This window comes from Vallitalea longa (assembly GCF_027923465.1).
GTDB lineage: Bacteria > Bacillota > Clostridia > Lachnospirales > Vallitaleaceae > Vallitalea > Vallitalea longa.
Window position 1 is genome coordinate 370,157 of sequence record NZ_BRLB01000001.1, and the last position, 16,609, is coordinate 386,765.

Below are 16,609 nucleotides of genomic sequence, written 5' to 3' on the forward strand. Positions count from 1 at the left end.
TACTTTTTATTTTATATAGTTGAAGCTATAAGTATGGGTGACAAAGTTGTCGTTCTAAGCAAAAGACCTGCAACGATAAAAAAAATATTTGACATTAATCTTACTATTGAAAATAAAACCCCTTTTAATTCAAGAAGTGCTCCTGAATTCCGTTTTTACTTTAATTCCATTTGGAAGGAGCTTGATAAAAATGATTGACGACTTCTCCTCAGAGCAAAAAAAATATCTAAAAAAGGTCAAAAAAGATAAAAAGATAATCCTTCTATTTCAAATTATCATTTTATTGTTTTTAATAATTACCTGGGAAATATGTTCAATATATGGAATAATTGATTCCTTTATATTCAGTTGCCCATCAAGAATCGCCGAAACTACTATAGATATGCTTCTAGACGGTTCTCTCATATATCATATATGGGTAACTTTATATGAAACTATCATAAGTTTTGCATTGGGTAGTATTTTGGGAATAATCATAGCAATCATTCTATGGTGGAACAATAAAATATCAAAAGTACTAGAACCTTATCTTGTGGTATTCAACAGCTTACCAAAAACAGCTTTAGCTCCAATATTTATCGTATGGCTTGGTAATAACACAAGATCTATCATTATCACTGCTCTAACAGTATCTATAGTAGTCACAATAATAAATGTATTCAACGGTTTCATTAACGTTGATAAAGAAAAAATTAAGTTGATATATACTTTTAACGGCAAAAAAAAAGATGTACTCAAAAAAGTTATAATACCCGCTAATTTTTCTAATATCATTAGTACCATGAAAGTTAATATAGGACTTTCTTTTATAGGGGTAATAATTGGAGAATTCATAGCTGGTAAGGCTGGGTTAGGAAAATTGATCGTATATGGAAGTCAAGTTCTTAAAATGGATTGGGTAATGATGAGTATCATAATATTAGCATTACTAGCTACTGGTCTCTATGAACTGATAGTCTTTGCTGAAAAAAAAGTCAACAAATTAAACAAATAAAATTATAGCTTTGCAGTAAAAATATAGATTAACCATTATATTTTTTACTGCAAAGCTTTTTCAAAAGGCTATTACTATACCACCATCATTAGCGTACGTAGATGAAATGCCTCTCATTTCCACAATGAAAATATCTTTAAAATTATATACATTACTAATCTTTTCTTTTAAAGCATTAGCTCTTTTCAAACAATTACAATGAGCTATTACTAAAAGTTTCTCTTCCAAGTTATCTTTTGTTTCACCCATTGCAGCTATCATTTTACCTAGAGCTTTATTTATTCCTCTTCCTTTGTTAATCATAATTATTTCACCTTTGCCATTAGAAGCTAAAACAGGCTTTATATTGAGCACATTGGCTATAGCGGCTTTTACCAAACTCATTCTTCCAGTCTTCACCAGATTGTCTAGCTTGTTAAGAACAAACATAGTTTTCATTTCTTTGATATAATTGCTTATAGATTCTACTATCTGAGAATATGTTTTACCTAATTTAGCTAAATAATCAATTTTTAAAGTTAATAGAACCTCTCCAGCTGATGCACTAAGTGAATCAAAAACATGAATCTTCTTATTGTCATTTTCGCTAAGATAGATATCTTTTGCAATCTCAGCACTATTATAGCTTCCGCTTAATTTGCTGGATAAAGTTATCACAAATACATTCTCTTCTTCACTCTCAAATCTATCAATATATTCTGCTGGTGCAGGACATGCAGTCTTAGGTACAGTCGTACTATCATTCATTTTCTTAACGAAATCATCAACTGAAAACGAACCATCGTCTGTATACCTTGTACCCTCTAGCTCTATGGTAAGTGGGGTTATCTCTACATTTATATTTTTTTTAATTTCATTAGTTATGTCACAACAACTGTCTACTACAATCTTAAAATTCAATTAATAGCCTCCTTAACATCTATACTGCACAATGTAGTTTTAAATACTACCTTTAATATTACCATAAATGAAATAAAATTTAAAGGCTATTTTTCATTTTGATTAATAATTTTTCTTGAATAATTAAATTTTAAACTATATAAAGATAAATACATCATCATAAAGCATAAAAATTATCAAACAGTTTACTCATATTTAATAAATCATCTACTCCTACTAATTCATTTATTGAATGCATTGCAAGCATTGGTACCCCTACATCTACAGCTTTTATAGGTAGATATGCGGTAACAACTGGTCCTAGAGTTTTTCCTCCGGGTATACATGAGTGATTAACGAATTTTTGATAAGGTATCTTATTTTCATCACATAATTGCTGGATAGTACCTGTTGATTCACAATCTGTAGCATAGCTTTGCTTAGCACTGAGTTTCAAGACTATTCCTTCATTGATAACAGGTCTATTAGTTGGGTCATTCTTCTCAACAGCATTAGGATGTAAAGCATGTGCAGCATCAGCAGAAATAATAAAAGATTCTTCTAGCATCCTGTACTGTTTAGATCTTGTTCTGCTAAGTGCCATAGATATTCTTTCTATTATGTTAGAAAACAATACACTGTCAGCGCCCTGTTTGGTTCTGCTTCCAATTTCTTCATTATCGAAACAAGCAGCAATATTAATACCACTTTTATTTTCTGTATTAGCAATTGATACAAGGCTAGTATATACCATCGCTAGATCATCAAGTCTTGAAGATTGTACGAATTCTTCATTAATACCCACTACATTTCCTTTTCCTGTTAAGTATAAGTATAAATCAAAATCGAGAATATTTTCAATCTCTGTGCCTAGTTCTTTTGCAATATAAGATACAAGATAATTATCTTTTGATAATGTTTTATTAATCTGCCCAATAAGTGGTAATGTATCTTTTTGAGGACTTAATTCAACACCTTTATTCACTTCTCTATTCATATGAATAGCTAGACTTGGAATAGTAAGTACTGATTTCTTGAAATCAATGTATTTAATAAGTGGTTTCATTGGGTTATCAGATTTCAATGCGACTTTTCCAGCAAGGGATAATGGTCTATCAAACCATGTATAATAGACAGGTCCACCATATACTTCTGTATTTAGTGTAATATAATTGTCTGTTTTGATTTCTGATACAGGTTTGATTTTAAAGCTTGGGCTGTCAGTATGAGATATTATAATCTTATATCCCATTTTGTCAACATATTCTCCTAAAGTAAAAGCGATAATCATTGAAGAATAAGGAATAACATAATATTTTCCTCCTTTTTCAACCTGCCACTCATCTTTCATGTTAAGTTCTTTAAAACCCTTTTCATCTAATATTTTCTTTCCTTGTATCACACTATGATAAGGAGATGTACTTTTTTCAATAAATGTCATTAAATCTTTTGAATAACTCATACTTGTTTTCATTTTTATTTCCTCTCTTCTTAATCTTTATACTATTTGTTTGATTGTTTTATTGTATATTTTAATTATATCAATAGAACTTTCTAGTTAATTGTAGTCATATTAATTAATCAATATAAAATCTCCATAAATAATCTGCTGCCTCTTCTGCATAATCAATATTAATACGTTTGGATTTTTTTATATCGATATTATCATGTTTTCCATCATCATATATATACAATTGGGGTGATAGCAAATCCATTCCGTTATGGGTTAAATCAAGTCCCAAAGCTTTACATAATTTCCCAGGTCCGTTAGAAAAATTTTTAATCTGATAATTATTCAGTTCTTCATACGCTTTATTATATCTGTTCAATGACATTTTAGTAATATTTTTCACGGGAACTACTCCCCTTATCAAAACAGCACAAGGGTCATTTATACTTTCTGTAACTATATTAAGGCAATAATACATTCCATATATTATATAGATGTATATATGACCAGCTTCACCCCACATTACTTCAGTTCTTGGTGTCCTCTTGCCTCCATAGGTATGACAAGCTTTATCATTGATTCCTTTGTAGGCTTCAACATCAGTTATCTTGACAATAATTTCATCCTTATGGTTATCAAGAAAAACAAGGTTTTTACCTAGTAATTCTTGTGCTACTACCAATGTGTCTCTTTCATAAAAATCTCTACTCAATCTATTCATTTTATTTTACTCCACTTTCTATCATATGTATGTATTATAAAGCAAATTTATTTGGATTAACATTACTTACTCACATATAATATTACAATAAAAGTATTGAAAGTTCTACCTCTATTTTGTATGATATACTTTAAGGGTACAATCACTATTGGTATTTGGGAAGGAATGGTACTATATGGTATGTTTTAACATAATTGATATAAAACTTTTTATGAATAATTTATTGAAAGATAAGATGTTTGATGATTTCGAGGTATCTACTGTTGAACTTAATACGTTTACGAAGTTCAATATTTCTTGTGACATAAATAAAAAATATCTTTCTACAAACGAAATTGAAATACTAGAAGGCAGAGATCAGGTTAAATGGTCAGAAATCAAGAATATAGTTTTCTATATGATTAAAGGAAACAAAACTCCATCTTATCTGAAAATTGTTTTTTCACTACCCCATGACAAAATAGAAAATATGATATCAAAACATCAATTACCTACAAAATCAGATAATGTAAATGGATTATTCATTAATATTTTATATGAAGATAACGTTCTAAAATGCACCACTGGTAGTTCTATGAAGATATTTACATTAGATAAGACTCTAGAAAATTATTGGGATGATTCAGTTAAAATATTTTTCAAAAAACACGGCATAACTGTTTAACCTATAATTCATATCGTTTATAATATAAATATTGCTTTTTTGTTAGCACTCTTCTTCAATGAGTGCTAATTTTTTCTTGACATCTACATAAAATACATTTATTATATCTTATATAAGTTATAATAAAAAATTCACTATATACCTTTACATATTACCAAGAGGCTACGCCTCGTATAATATTTCAAGATAAATAGAAAGTTAAGCTTTCTTATTATATAAAATATAAATACTTATGAAAAATTGTTAGGAGGAGTTAAAATGAGTACTGAAAAAGGGAATCTTTCCATCCATAGTGAAAATATTTTTCCAATAATAAAAAAATGGTTATATTCTGATCATGATATATTTGTAAGGGAACTTATCTCCAATGGATGCGATGCTATAACTAAACTAAAAAAATTAGACGCAATGGGAGAAGCATCTCTGCCTGAAGATAATGAATTCAAGATTGAGGTTATTGTTGACGATAAAGAGGAAACTCTGACTTTTATTGATAATGGTATTGGTATGACAGACGAAGAAGTAAAACAATATATTAATCAAATCGCTTTCTCCGGTGCTGAAGACTTTATGAATAAATATAAAGATAAAGCTAACGAAGACCAGATCATAGGTCATTTCGGACTTGGTTTCTATTCTGCTTTCATGGTAGCCAAAAAAGTTACTATTGATACTCTTTCATATAAAGAAGGATCAAAAGCTGTTAAATGGGTAAGTGACGGTGGTAATGAATATGAAATGAGTGATAGTGACCGTACCGAAAGAGGAACTAAGATTACACTTAACATAGGTGAAGACGGTAAAGACTTCTTGAATGAATACACAGTCAGAACTACAATTGAAAAATACTGTTCACTAATGCCTATAGAGATATATCTGATCAATCCTAATAAGGAAGAACCTAAAAATGAAAATGAAGACGAAAAAGGTGAAGTAAAAGAACCAGAAGAACCAAAACCATTAAATGACACTACACCTTTATATCTAAAAAAACCTAATGAATGTACAGATGAAGAATATAAAGAATTCTATAGAAAGACTTTTATGGATTTCAAAGAACCTTTATTCTGGATTCACCTTAACATGGACTATCCATTCAACTTAAAAGGAATACTTTATTTCCCAAAAATCGGAAATCAGTTTGAAACAATGGAAGGTCAAATCAAATTATATAATAACCAAGTATTCGTTGCTGACAATATCAAGGAAGTTATTCCTGAATTCTTACTGTTATTAAAAGGTATTTTAGATTGTCCAGACCTACCACTTAACGTATCAAGAAGTTTCTTACAAAATGATGGTTTCGTCAAGAAAATTTCTTCATACATTACTAAGAAAGTAGCTGACAAACTCAATTCACTATATAAAAAAGAAAAAGAGTCTTTTGAAAAATTCTGGGATGATATACATCCATTTATCAAGTTCGGTTGCTTGAAAGACGATAAATTCTTTGACAAGACAAACGGAATCATATTGTATAAGACTACAACTGGAGATTACGTAACACTACAAGAATATCTTGATAGAAATAAAGATAAACATGAAAACAAGGTTTATTATGTAACAGATGAAACACTACAAGCTCAATATATCAAAATGTTTAAAGATAATGATATGGAAGCTGTCATAATGAATACGACTATTGATCAACCTTTCATATCACATGTTGAAATGAAAGAAAAAGATACTAAATTCGTAAGAATCGATGCTGACCTTACAGATAACCTAAAAGATGAAGATGATTCAAGTGAAGAGGATAACAAAAAACTTCAAGAAGAAGTTCAAGGCATCTTCAGAAAATCACTTAGCAATGAGAACTTAACAGTTAACATTGAAAATCTTAAGGATGAAGAAATTTCAGCTATGATCATTCTACCTGAAGAATCAAGAAGAATGCAGGATATGAGTAAGATGTACGGAATGTTCGGAATGGATGCTGCTTCAATGCCAAGTAATGAAAGCCTTCTTCTTAATAAGAAAAATAAGTTGGTAAAATATATTCTTGAGAATAAAGATACCGAAAACACTGATATGTTCTGTCAACAAATCTATGATTTAGCTATGATTAGCCATAAACAGCTATCACCAGAAGCTATGACTACATTTATTGAAAGAAGCAACAAGATTCTTCAAAAATTGATATAGTCATATTTGACAAACTGATATATTAGTGATATTATATATGAAAATTTAATAGTTTAGTATAGTAGAGGAGCATTTTACATCAGTAGATAATTTGATTTGTTCAGGCAAATGTGATAATCATTGAAAGGGTAAGATGCCGAAGAAGAAAATACCTGTCTGTTTTCTGTCTGGGTATATAGTGAATAACTATATAACTGTCATATATTAATTGATATATGGGGTGCTACTTGTGACATTTAATATTAATTCTCACAGTCGGCACACAAAGCCGACTGTTTTTTATTATTCTATATTAAAATCCAACATTTCCCTCCACTTACTAATGAAATATTAAACAATACTTTCAATTATTTGTTATTATAACAATATAATATAATAAACAGATATTTGAAATGGGAGGTTTGATAATTATAAAAATTAAATCTATATGAAATCTGAAAATATTTGCTTACCTTATATTGATGTTTTTATTAAAAACAGATATACTAAAGTAGAACTGAAAGCAACTAAATAAATATGCAGTGACTAACTTATACTTAGTCATAAAAAAGATTTTAAATAGAAAAATTCTATTGTAACCAATAAAGATTTTTACTATAGTGTAATACTAAGAAGATATAACAAAAATAATATATAATCTGAGGAGGTTATCTGATGTCTATTTTTACAGGTGCTGGTGTAGCAATAATAACACCATTTAATGATGATATGAGTGTTAATTATGAAGGATTAGAAAAACTGATTGATTTTCAAATAGAAAACAAAACCGATTGTATTGTGATATGTGGTACAACTGGTGAATCTTCTACTCTTAATGATGAAGAACACCTTGAGTGTATAAAAGTAGCTATTGACAGAACCAATAAAAGGGTTCCTGTTATCGCTGGAACTGGAAGCAATGATACAAAACATGGTATAGAACTTTCCAAACAAGCTCAAAAACTAGGAGCTGATGGATTATTACAAGTAACACCTTATTATAATAAAACAACCCAAAAAGGCTTAATTCAACATTTTAGCTCTATCGCTAACAGTGTTGATATTCCTGTTATCCTATATAATGTACCTTCAAGAACAGGTCTCAATATTGATGTTGATACTGCATATGCATTATCAAAAGTAGATAACATCGTAGGTATAAAAGAAGCTAGTGGCAATATCGGTCACATTACTAATTTAGTTCACAAATGCGAAGGTAATCTTGACCTTTATTCTGGAAACGACGACCAAATAGTTCCTCTACTCTCTCTTGGTGGTAAAGGAGTTATCTCCGTTGTTGCTAATATCATGCCTAGAGAAACTCATGATCTAGTTGCAAAATTCTTAGCTGGGGATGTTAAAGGCAGTCTAGAAATACAGCTTAGAATACATGAATTAGTAAAAGCACTTTTCTGTGAAGTTAATCCAATTCCAGTAAAAGCAGCTATGAATTATCTAGGATTACCATCTGGTCCATGTCGTTTACCATTAACAGAAATGGAACCAGCTAACTTCTTAAGAGTTAAAAAAGCAATAGACGATCTTGGAATAACTATCTAAAAAAAAAACCACTGAATACATTTTGATTCAGTATTCAGTGGTTTTTATTATACTACGTAGAGCATTACTTCTTAGCAAATAACACATAATATATTCTAGCTATAAATATTTGTATAGATTTAATGTGTACAAAACAAACGTAAAAAACGGTTTCAAAAATGAAAGGAGTTATATAATGACTAGAATTATAATGCATGGTTGTAATGGGAAAATGGGACAGGTAATTTCTAGAATAGTTGAAGATGATAAAGATGCAGTTATAGTTGCAGGTATTGATGTCAATGATAACATTGCTAACCCATATCCTGTTTTTACTGATATGAACAGTATTGATGTTGAAGGCGACGTTATAATTGATTTTTCTACTGCAAAAGCTGTACCTTCATTAATCGACTATGCTAAATCAAAAAAATTACCAGTCGTATTATGTACAACCGGTCTTAACGATGAACAACTTAATATAGTTAATGAAGCTAGTAAAGAAATTGCCATTCTATTATCAGCAAATATGTCATTAGGGGTTAATCTTCTATTGAACCTAGTGAAAAAAGCTGCTAAAACACTTACTGCAGCAAACTTTGACATTGAAATCATAGAAAAGCATCATAACCAAAAAATAGACGCTCCTAGTGGTACTGCACTAGCCTTTGCAGATTCTATTAATGAATCACTTAACAACGAATACTCCTATACTTATGATAGAACTATAGTAAAAGCTAAAAGGGATTCAAAAGAAATTGGTATCCATTCCGTAAGAGGTGGTACAATCGTAGGTGAACACTCAATTATTTTCGCTGGAAAAGACGAAGTGGTTGAACTTAACCATAATGCTTTATCCAAAGATATTTTTGGCGTTGGCGCTGTGAATGCTGCCAAATTTTTAAGTCAAAAATCAAAAGGCATGTACGATATGCAAAATGTGATTGAAGGAAACTAATAGATTAATTCTATATCGAATAGACAATAAGTCATTTACAGTAACAGTAGATGACTTATTTTATTACTAACTACTATATACAGTTATTTTTTAATGCTCTCTAGTGAATCGTAATATTTCTCTAAAACCTCACTATTATCTTCAAAAAAGTAATTAAGATGTTCTATATTTTTAAGGACCCTTGGTTTTATATAGTGTTCCATCAATTCTGTATCTTTTAATAAATTATGTTTGACACCTATCAATCTAAGAAATTTCTCTATTACATTATGCCTATGATATAAGAATTTTCCTATCTCCTCACCTTTTTTAGTAAGGCTTATAAGTCCATATTTCTTATAATTGACTAAATCTATGGAACTTAATTTCTGAACAAGCTTAGTGGATGAAGAAGGTCTTACGTTCAATCTATTAGCTAATTGATTCATTCTTACATAATTTTCTTCTTTACATATTCTATATATCATTTCTAGATAATCCTCCATACTTGGAGTAAGTATATTATTCTCTCTATCTAGTATTTCATAACCTCTAAAAGTATAGAACTCGGATAAGTTGATAGTTATCCCCTCCTTTAATCTAAATTATTATAGTATCAACAAATTTATTCATATAAATCAAATTGATTCAGTATAATAGATACTACCGAAATAATACCCTACGAAATCATTGCTAACCATAATCAGCATTAAAACCTTCTTATTTCTTACCTGAGATAATTGCATAATTCCTAATTAATTCTATACGCACAAGTAGATTATAATGGTAGAAGAACTTAAACATACTGTCCTATAGAAATGAGCGGAAGGTAATTATGCAATTGCTTAACTAATAAAATATTTTTACAATGACTACAAATATTTATAACATTTTAATTGTTTATTTTTAATATTTCATTATATTTTATAATGTGTCGTGTTAATGTCGTATAATACAATGATATCATTATATCAAGCCAATGGTAGAGATAGCTTAGTACGTACAACAGATAATTTATAAAATGTTATATTCACATTTTACAATTAATCATCTCCTATCTCCTTTATTAATGTAATTGCAATTACACAATAAAATATTATATAAAAGGGAGTTTTTTTAATGGCAACAGGAAAAGTTATAAATCAAACACCAGTATATTATGGTCCTAGTACCTCTTATCCTTCAGAAAACAGTTATGCGGGACCAAATGATACAGTGACTATATTATGGGCTGAAGGGGCTTGGTATTATATTGAATATCCGGCTGGGACAAAAAAGAAGAGAATGTATATTAAAGATAGTGCAGTAAGTCAGAAAAGTGGTAATATATCGACTTATAATCCTAATCTACAAGTAAGATATTGTCTTGCTTCAACCAAAACTTATTGTGGTCCATCTAGTACCATATATCCTTCTGCAGGGTCAATAAGTAAAAGCGAAGAAGTACACTTCTTGTATTATAAAAAAGAAGGTAACTATGCTCTAATTGAATACAACATCAGTGGCAATAAAATGAAACGAGCATGGGTTGATTCTATGAAATTAGGAACTGAACAACCAATTCCTAGTCCTGTAGTTGGACAACGTCCATCTGATATGAATATTAACAGTGATAGTTATATGAGTAATACAAATATGTACTACCATGCTAATCTTGTAGGACAATGTACTTGGTTTTGTTGGGGTCGTGCACATGAAAAGAAAGGAAAGGCACTTTCATTTCATGGTGGTAACAATGGTCGTCAATGGTATGCTAATATTAATACCTCTAATGTTACAAAAAGACCTGCTAGTTTAGGACCTATTACAAATGCTATTTGTTCAATTTCATATGGGGATAATAAACCTGGACATGTTCTTTTTGTTGAACTTGTTGAAGAAAATACAATATACTATACTGAAGCTAATTACCCAAGAGATGATCGTTTATCTAGTAATGATGGTATAGTCAAATCATGTGATAAAAATCAGTTCCCAGTAAGTGGAACGGTAATGGGATATATAGTTTTATAATGGAAAGTTAATATGACTATCCTAGAAACATATAACTGAAAGTGTGTAAAAAATCTCCACCCTTATTATCATTTAAATAATTAGGATGGAGATTTTTTATTAATCTACTAGTTTATCTTTAATGATATAATATCCATCATTGTAAAATTCTAAAATATATATTTTTGATCTTATTATATTATTATAACTTTCATCATAGAAATCAACAGTTAATTCTAATTGGTTTCCATTAAGGGATTTTTCTTTGATTTTAGGAAATGCATTCCCTCCAAAACCAGTAATCGTAGGAGTTTCGATTTTTTCAGAATCCGTATTAATTAACTTTGTATTTCCTATGTCTAAAGTATACTCTTTTAAATATTTATCCAATTGTTTTTTAATATCTTCAACTTCTATCTGAAAAACACTTAATTCTTCATTATACCATTGCTTATGATATTCATCGTACAGTTCATCTTCCTTATCAGAATCTACATTTTCAAATAACGAATACAGAAATAGTTTATACAATTCATCTGCATCTAATTCTGTAGCATTGTTAAAGTCAAATTCAGGACAACAAATTTCCAAATTATATATATAACTGTCCAATAATTCTTCATCAGTCATTTTTTCTACTTTTTTAATTATTTCTAGTTCACCAGTTTCTTGTGACACTTCATCATTACCTTTATCATCTGATGAATCTTCATTATTATCTGTTGTATCATCTATTACTGTTTGTTCATCAGTTGGTGTCGGTGAAGTATTTGATTCTTCTATCTCTTTATTTGCGTTATTACAAGAACATAGAGATATAGTAATCAAAATAGTTAAGATTAAGATATTTAATTTTTTCATTATTGATATTCCCCTTCAATATTATTTTCTTGATAATCGTAATATATAAAATATATAATGTCAACATAATAAATGAATTATTATGGTAAATAAAAAATTATAATAAAAATTTTATTTGTACTTGCACCAATCAAGTTATCAATAAATATATTATTCTAAATGGATTCTAAAAGTTTCTTACGCCTAACTTTATAAAATAAAAAAACGAAGAGATTTTTATTATAAATCTTAAATCAAATAAATGAGGTGATAGATAATGAATAAAGTAATGTCACTAGATAATTTGGCAGTAGGTCAAGTATGTCAATTGTTAAGATTATTATCTGATGGAATTACCAGAAGAAGATTGCTCGACTTGGGATTAGTGAAAGATACTCCTATCAAAGCGCTTTACAAAAGCCCTTGCGGAGACCCTGTTGCATATGAAATTAGAGGAACAGTGATTGCTCTTCGTTCGGAAGAAGCGTCAAAAATAATAGTAAAATATAATCCTAATAAGGAGGATACTATTTAATGGGACTTACTAATCAATCAACTGGTTTGAAAACTTTAAAAGATAGCTTCAATGTGGATTTGCAATCTCCAGATGATATAGTCATAGCCTTAGCAGGTAATCCTAATACTGGAAAAAGTACAATGTTCAATTCTCTTACAGGTCTAAAACAGCATACGGGAAATTGGCCCGGTAAAACTGTTACTAACGCCAGAGGTACTTTCTCACATAATGGTCAAAAATATATCTTAGTCGATCTTCCTGGAACTTATTCACTATTATCTAATTCTGTTGAAGAAGAGATAGCTAGAGATTTCATATGTTTTGGGAAACCTCATGCAGTTGTTGTTGTAGCTGATAGTACTTGTCTAGAACGTAACCTCAACTTATTATTACAAATACTTGAGATTACCAGCAATGTAATCTTATGTGTTAATCTAATTGACGAAGCCAAGAGAAAAGGTATTGAGATCAATTGTAAGAAATTATCCCATGAACTGGGAATTACAGTAATTCCAACTAATGCAAGAAATGGTATCGGGCTTGATACACTAAAAGATAGTCTACATAGTATGATTACAGCAGAAAGAACCTTATCCCCTATTAAAATCAATTATAATGACCAAATTACGGAAGCTGTCGATGAATTATGCCCTATTATATCTCCAGTATTAGAAAATGATGTTTTAGATATTAGATGGACCTCATTAAGATTACTTGATGGGGACAGTTCCATAATTAAATCCATAGAAAAATACCTTAATATTGATTTGTCTTCTAGAGAAGAAATCATGTCAAAGATAAATTCAATAAAAGATGATTTGGAAATCATTCATAATATAAACATAGATGTTTTAAGAGAAAAAATAGTATCCAGTATAATTGATACCGCTGAATCAATAACTACCAAAGTTATTTCTGAACATAAAAAGAAAAATAAGAGTTTTGACAGAAAAATAGATAAAGTAATTACTTCAAAAGCACTGGGTATTCCAATAATGTTATTGCTTTTAGGTATTATTTTTTGGATTACAATAGTGGGTGCTAACTATCCATCAGCACTGTTATCTAATATGTTCAGTACTTTAGAATTGAAACTTACAGATTTTTTCAACTGGATAAGTGCTCCTGCATGGCTTCATGGTGTAATTATTCTAGGACTTTTTCGAACTCTTGGCTGGGTAATATCTGTTATGCTACCTCCTATGGCAATATTTTTCCCTCTTTTCACTTTGTTAGAGGATCTTGGATATCTGCCTAGGATAGCTTTTAATTTGGATTATTTTTTTAAGAAGTGTTGTGCGCACGGGAAACAAGCGTTGACGATGTGCATGGTTAAACTGAAACTGTAATATAATAGATTTTAAAATTTAGCCTACCTATTAAGATAGGCTATTAAGTTCTAGTAAATGTAATGACTAAAAAATTATTATGAAATTAGTTTTGTTAATTGGTAATAACAATAAAATCCTAATTCTTAATTATTGATAATGATGTTTAGATTTTTTTACTTTTTTAATCCCCAAACTTGAAAAATAATTGGCTTCTTTTTGATAATCACCAACTTTAGAACCTAACGTTAACAATGTAATTTTATAATCCTTATTAAGGTAATAATATAAATTATGCATATTATTATCATATTCTATTTTATTATTTTCTTTTGGTATTTTTAGTATAAGCCTAGCTTCATGTTCAGATTTCCAACAATTAGCTTTTATCAGATATCTAATCTGTGATAAAATATTATTAATACATTTATTAATAATTTTACATTTATTAGTAGATAATTTCTTGTTTTTTTGAAAATGTAAAATATTATCTACTTTTATTTTAATATCATTTATTTTATTATTAAAGTCTTTAATTCCAGGATAAATTACTTTATATAATTTTTTACTACCACCTTCAATATAATCTTTTTCATTCATTTTAAATTCTTTATACGAATCAGGTCTAGGAATAAAATATTTAAATGGGTCATCAAAAAATTCTTTATTTAAAATTATTGAAGCACCTTTTGCATCATCCCCATAGAATCTAAATAGGTTTAGATCATCCTCTCCTTTACAAAAGCTAATTAAATAAATTTCTGAATTAGTTTCACTATCAATTACTTTTAACAAATCATTATATTTAACATCATTAAAATAATCATATAACAATTTACCTTCATCTGGATCATTTAAACAATTTGAATTTGTTAATCTAATTTTACCGTTTGGATTTGCTAAAATACCTGCAGTATTTAGGTTACAATAATGAGCATACTTATGAATGTCTTCTGCTTTAACAACACATTTATCTTTAATAGTATTTACAGTATTCAACAAATCATATAACAAAATTATTAATTCACTATAGTTTACTGTATTGGTATTTCTATATATTTCATTACATGTATAATAAATGCTTTGTTCGTCAATAGCTAATGGTATTTCGAATTCATTTTCTATATTATCGCATATTTTATTCATATAATTAAAATCATTAATAAAATTCTTTCTGTCATAATTAAAATCATATTTAATTATTAATAATATACTTGCTAAATAATTAATATAATTATTATTTATACCAATTGCAGATTTAATATTATTAATAACTTCTTTTAGTCTATCATTATATAATTTATCCTTTTTAATAACGACCATATAATAATAAAGATTAAATATTAAATTATTATTATTGGTTTTATTAAAACAACTAATTGCATCTTCTACATTATTACTATTTTTATAATTCTCATTATCAGTAAAAGCATATAATGTACCTAACAGATTATAATATCTATTATATAAATAAGAATTAGATTTATATTCTTGAATATCATTCTCTAAATAAATCATTTGTTTTAGTGCTTTTTTATAATTATATTCATAATATAGAACATAGCATAAATAACATTTTATTTCTAATTGTAACTCTTTATTATTTTTAAATTTTTCTTGGGCTAATTTTAACAATTCTTTTGCTTTTTTTGTCTTATTATACTTTATATACATTGTTACTAAATTCATATAGGAGTAGAATAATTTATATCCAAAAATTATACATTGTTTTAATTTAACTTCAGCTTGTACACAATTATTATTTTCTAGATAATATATTCCATAATAAAAACTTAATAGAGTATTTACATTAATATTTTCGTTAATATTATTGTCTTCACTCACACTATCACATATAACTTTCATAGTATTAAAATCTCTGATTTCTAATAAATAATCTAATAAAATCAAAAGAAATTTATCATCATTAATTTTATATTTATAAATTTTATTTGTAAAATAATCTTTATAGATACGTTTATGGCATAAATTAATTTTAGTAATATTATTTAATATTAATGATAACATTTTTTCACACAAAAAGTATATATTCATATTACACAAATTAACTATCTCATCTATATAATATAAAATAAAATATGTAAAATTCTTATTATGAGAGGTTATAGTTTTATCAATTAATTTACATAAACTACTACTGATTATATCGCTTGCTTTATTTTGTAAATTTATAAGCTCATCTATTAATATATTGTTTTTTTCTATATTTCTTGCTTTTAACAGTTCTAATGTTATTGAAAACAGTTTACATATAGTATCTTTTAAATCAATATAATTTTTTTTATCTTTTATATCGATTAAAAAATTTTGTAGTTGTTTTTCTATTTCTTTATTATAACTATTTATCGTTTTGTTCCAAGTATCTATTTTAAATTCAATATTATCATTATTCATACAGACCACCTCAACTTTAGTCTATATTATAACACGTTTCCAGATAAATATTAATAGATAAATTTAATGATAATCCCTAAAAAAAACCAACCTTCAATTAATATAGTAGGTTACTTGACAAATTATTTAATTTACTTGCATATAATATAATTTTTTATGAATTTATATATGTATTTTTAAATCATATAAAAAATAATACACTTATTTTT

General features: G+C 28.0%; 15 protein-coding genes and 1 riboswitch. Of the genes, 9 read left to right on the top strand and 6 right to left on the bottom strand.

Annotation, left to right across the window (positions count from 1 at the left end):
* The first annotated feature begins 33 nt into the window (after positions 1–33).
* Positions 34–198, top strand: coding sequence for a hypothetical protein (locus QMG30_RS01530; RefSeq protein WP_330680628.1), 165 nt, complete (start codon positions 34–36; stop codon positions 196–198).
* On the top strand, positions 191–994 hold the full coding sequence (locus tag QMG30_RS01535; protein WP_309298617.1) for an ABC transporter permease: 804 nt from the start codon (positions 191–193) through the stop codon (positions 992–994). Before QMG30_RS01530 ends, QMG30_RS01535 begins: the two co-directional genes overlap by 8 nt.
* 60 nt (positions 995–1,054) lie before the next feature.
* Here QMG30_RS01535 and QMG30_RS01540 read toward each other — a convergent pair whose 3' ends face one another.
* From QMG30_RS01540 to QMG30_RS01550, 3 genes are all read right to left on the bottom strand, one after another.
* Positions 1,055–1,894 carry a DegV family protein gene (locus QMG30_RS01540; RefSeq protein ID WP_281811521.1) on the bottom strand — a complete coding sequence of 280 codons (840 nt, stop codon included), beginning with the start codon at positions 1,892–1,894 and terminating at the stop codon, positions 1,055–1,057.
* 157 nt (positions 1,895–2,051) lie between these two features.
* Positions 2,052–3,347: a M18 family aminopeptidase gene (locus QMG30_RS01545; protein WP_281811523.1), complete on the bottom strand. Its 1,296-nt coding sequence runs from the start codon at positions 3,345–3,347 to the stop codon at positions 2,052–2,054.
* A gap of 103 nt (positions 3,348–3,450) precedes the next feature.
* Positions 3,451–4,044, bottom strand: coding sequence for a DNA-3-methyladenine glycosylase (locus tag QMG30_RS01550; RefSeq protein WP_281811525.1), 594 nt, complete (start codon positions 4,042–4,044; stop codon positions 3,451–3,453).
* A gap of 175 nt (positions 4,045–4,219) precedes the next feature.
* Between QMG30_RS01550 and QMG30_RS01555 the strand changes: the two genes are divergently transcribed.
* The 4 genes from QMG30_RS01555 to dapB all read left to right on the top strand — a co-directional run bounded on the left by QMG30_RS01555 (position 4,220) and on the right by dapB (position 9,329).
* The gene (locus QMG30_RS01555; RefSeq protein ID WP_281811527.1) at positions 4,220–4,708 is read left to right on the top strand and encodes a DUF5721 family protein; all 489 of its coding nucleotides are present in this window, start codon (positions 4,220–4,222) and stop codon (positions 4,706–4,708) included.
* A 258-nt stretch (positions 4,709–4,966) separates the two neighbouring features.
* The gene (gene htpG / locus QMG30_RS01560; protein WP_281811529.1) at positions 4,967–6,853 is read left to right on the top strand and encodes a molecular chaperone HtpG; all 1,887 of its coding nucleotides are present in this window, start codon (positions 4,967–4,969) and stop codon (positions 6,851–6,853) included.
* Positions 6,854–6,907: 54 nt separating this feature from the next.
* Positions 6,908–7,087, top strand: a riboswitch (Lysine riboswitch).
* 420 nt (positions 7,088–7,507) lie between these two features.
* Complete coding sequence (gene dapA / locus QMG30_RS01565) at positions 7,508–8,392, top strand: 4-hydroxy-tetrahydrodipicolinate synthase (RefSeq protein WP_281811531.1); 885 nt, start codon at positions 7,508–7,510, stop codon at positions 8,390–8,392.
* A 175-nt stretch (positions 8,393–8,567) separates the two neighbouring features.
* Positions 8,568–9,329: a 4-hydroxy-tetrahydrodipicolinate reductase gene (gene dapB / locus QMG30_RS01570; RefSeq protein ID WP_281811533.1), complete on the top strand. Its 762-nt coding sequence runs from the start codon at positions 8,568–8,570 to the stop codon at positions 9,327–9,329.
* A gap of 83 nt (positions 9,330–9,412) precedes the next feature.
* Here the strand turns inward: dapB and QMG30_RS01575 are convergent, their stop codons facing one another.
* Entirely contained in the window at positions 9,413–9,814 is a 402-nt protein-coding gene (locus tag QMG30_RS01575; RefSeq protein ID WP_330680629.1) for an iron dependent repressor, metal binding and dimerization domain protein, read from the bottom strand.
* Between the two features lie 613 nt (positions 9,815–10,427).
* On the opposite strand from QMG30_RS01575, the gene QMG30_RS01580 reads away from it, so the two are divergent.
* A complete protein-coding gene (locus tag QMG30_RS01580) occupies positions 10,428–11,321 on the top strand; it encodes a CHAP domain-containing protein (protein WP_281811535.1) in 894 nt (297 codons plus the stop codon).
* Between the two features lie 99 nt (positions 11,322–11,420).
* Here QMG30_RS01580 and QMG30_RS01585 read toward each other — a convergent pair whose 3' ends face one another.
* Complete coding sequence (locus QMG30_RS01585) at positions 11,421–12,161, bottom strand: hypothetical protein (RefSeq protein ID WP_281811537.1); 741 nt, start codon at positions 12,159–12,161, stop codon at positions 11,421–11,423.
* 256 nt (positions 12,162–12,417) lie between these two features.
* Between QMG30_RS01585 and QMG30_RS01590 the strand changes: the two genes are divergently transcribed.
* A complete protein-coding gene (locus QMG30_RS01590) occupies positions 12,418–12,675 on the top strand; it encodes a FeoA family protein (protein ID WP_330680630.1) in 258 nt (85 codons plus the stop codon).
* The gene (locus tag QMG30_RS01595; RefSeq protein ID WP_281811538.1) at positions 12,675–14,006 is read left to right on the top strand and encodes a ferrous iron transporter B; all 1,332 of its coding nucleotides are present in this window, start codon (positions 12,675–12,677) and stop codon (positions 14,004–14,006) included. The genes QMG30_RS01590 and QMG30_RS01595 overlap by 1 nt, the downstream gene beginning before the upstream one ends.
* 129 nt (positions 14,007–14,135) lie before the next feature.
* On the opposite strand, the gene QMG30_RS01600 is transcribed toward QMG30_RS01595, so the two are convergent.
* Positions 14,136–16,400 (bottom strand): DUF2971 domain-containing protein, encoded by a 2,265-nt coding sequence (locus QMG30_RS01600; protein WP_281811540.1) that lies wholly within the window; start codon positions 16,398–16,400, stop codon positions 14,136–14,138.
* Between the last annotated feature and the right edge of the window lie 209 nt (positions 16,401–16,609).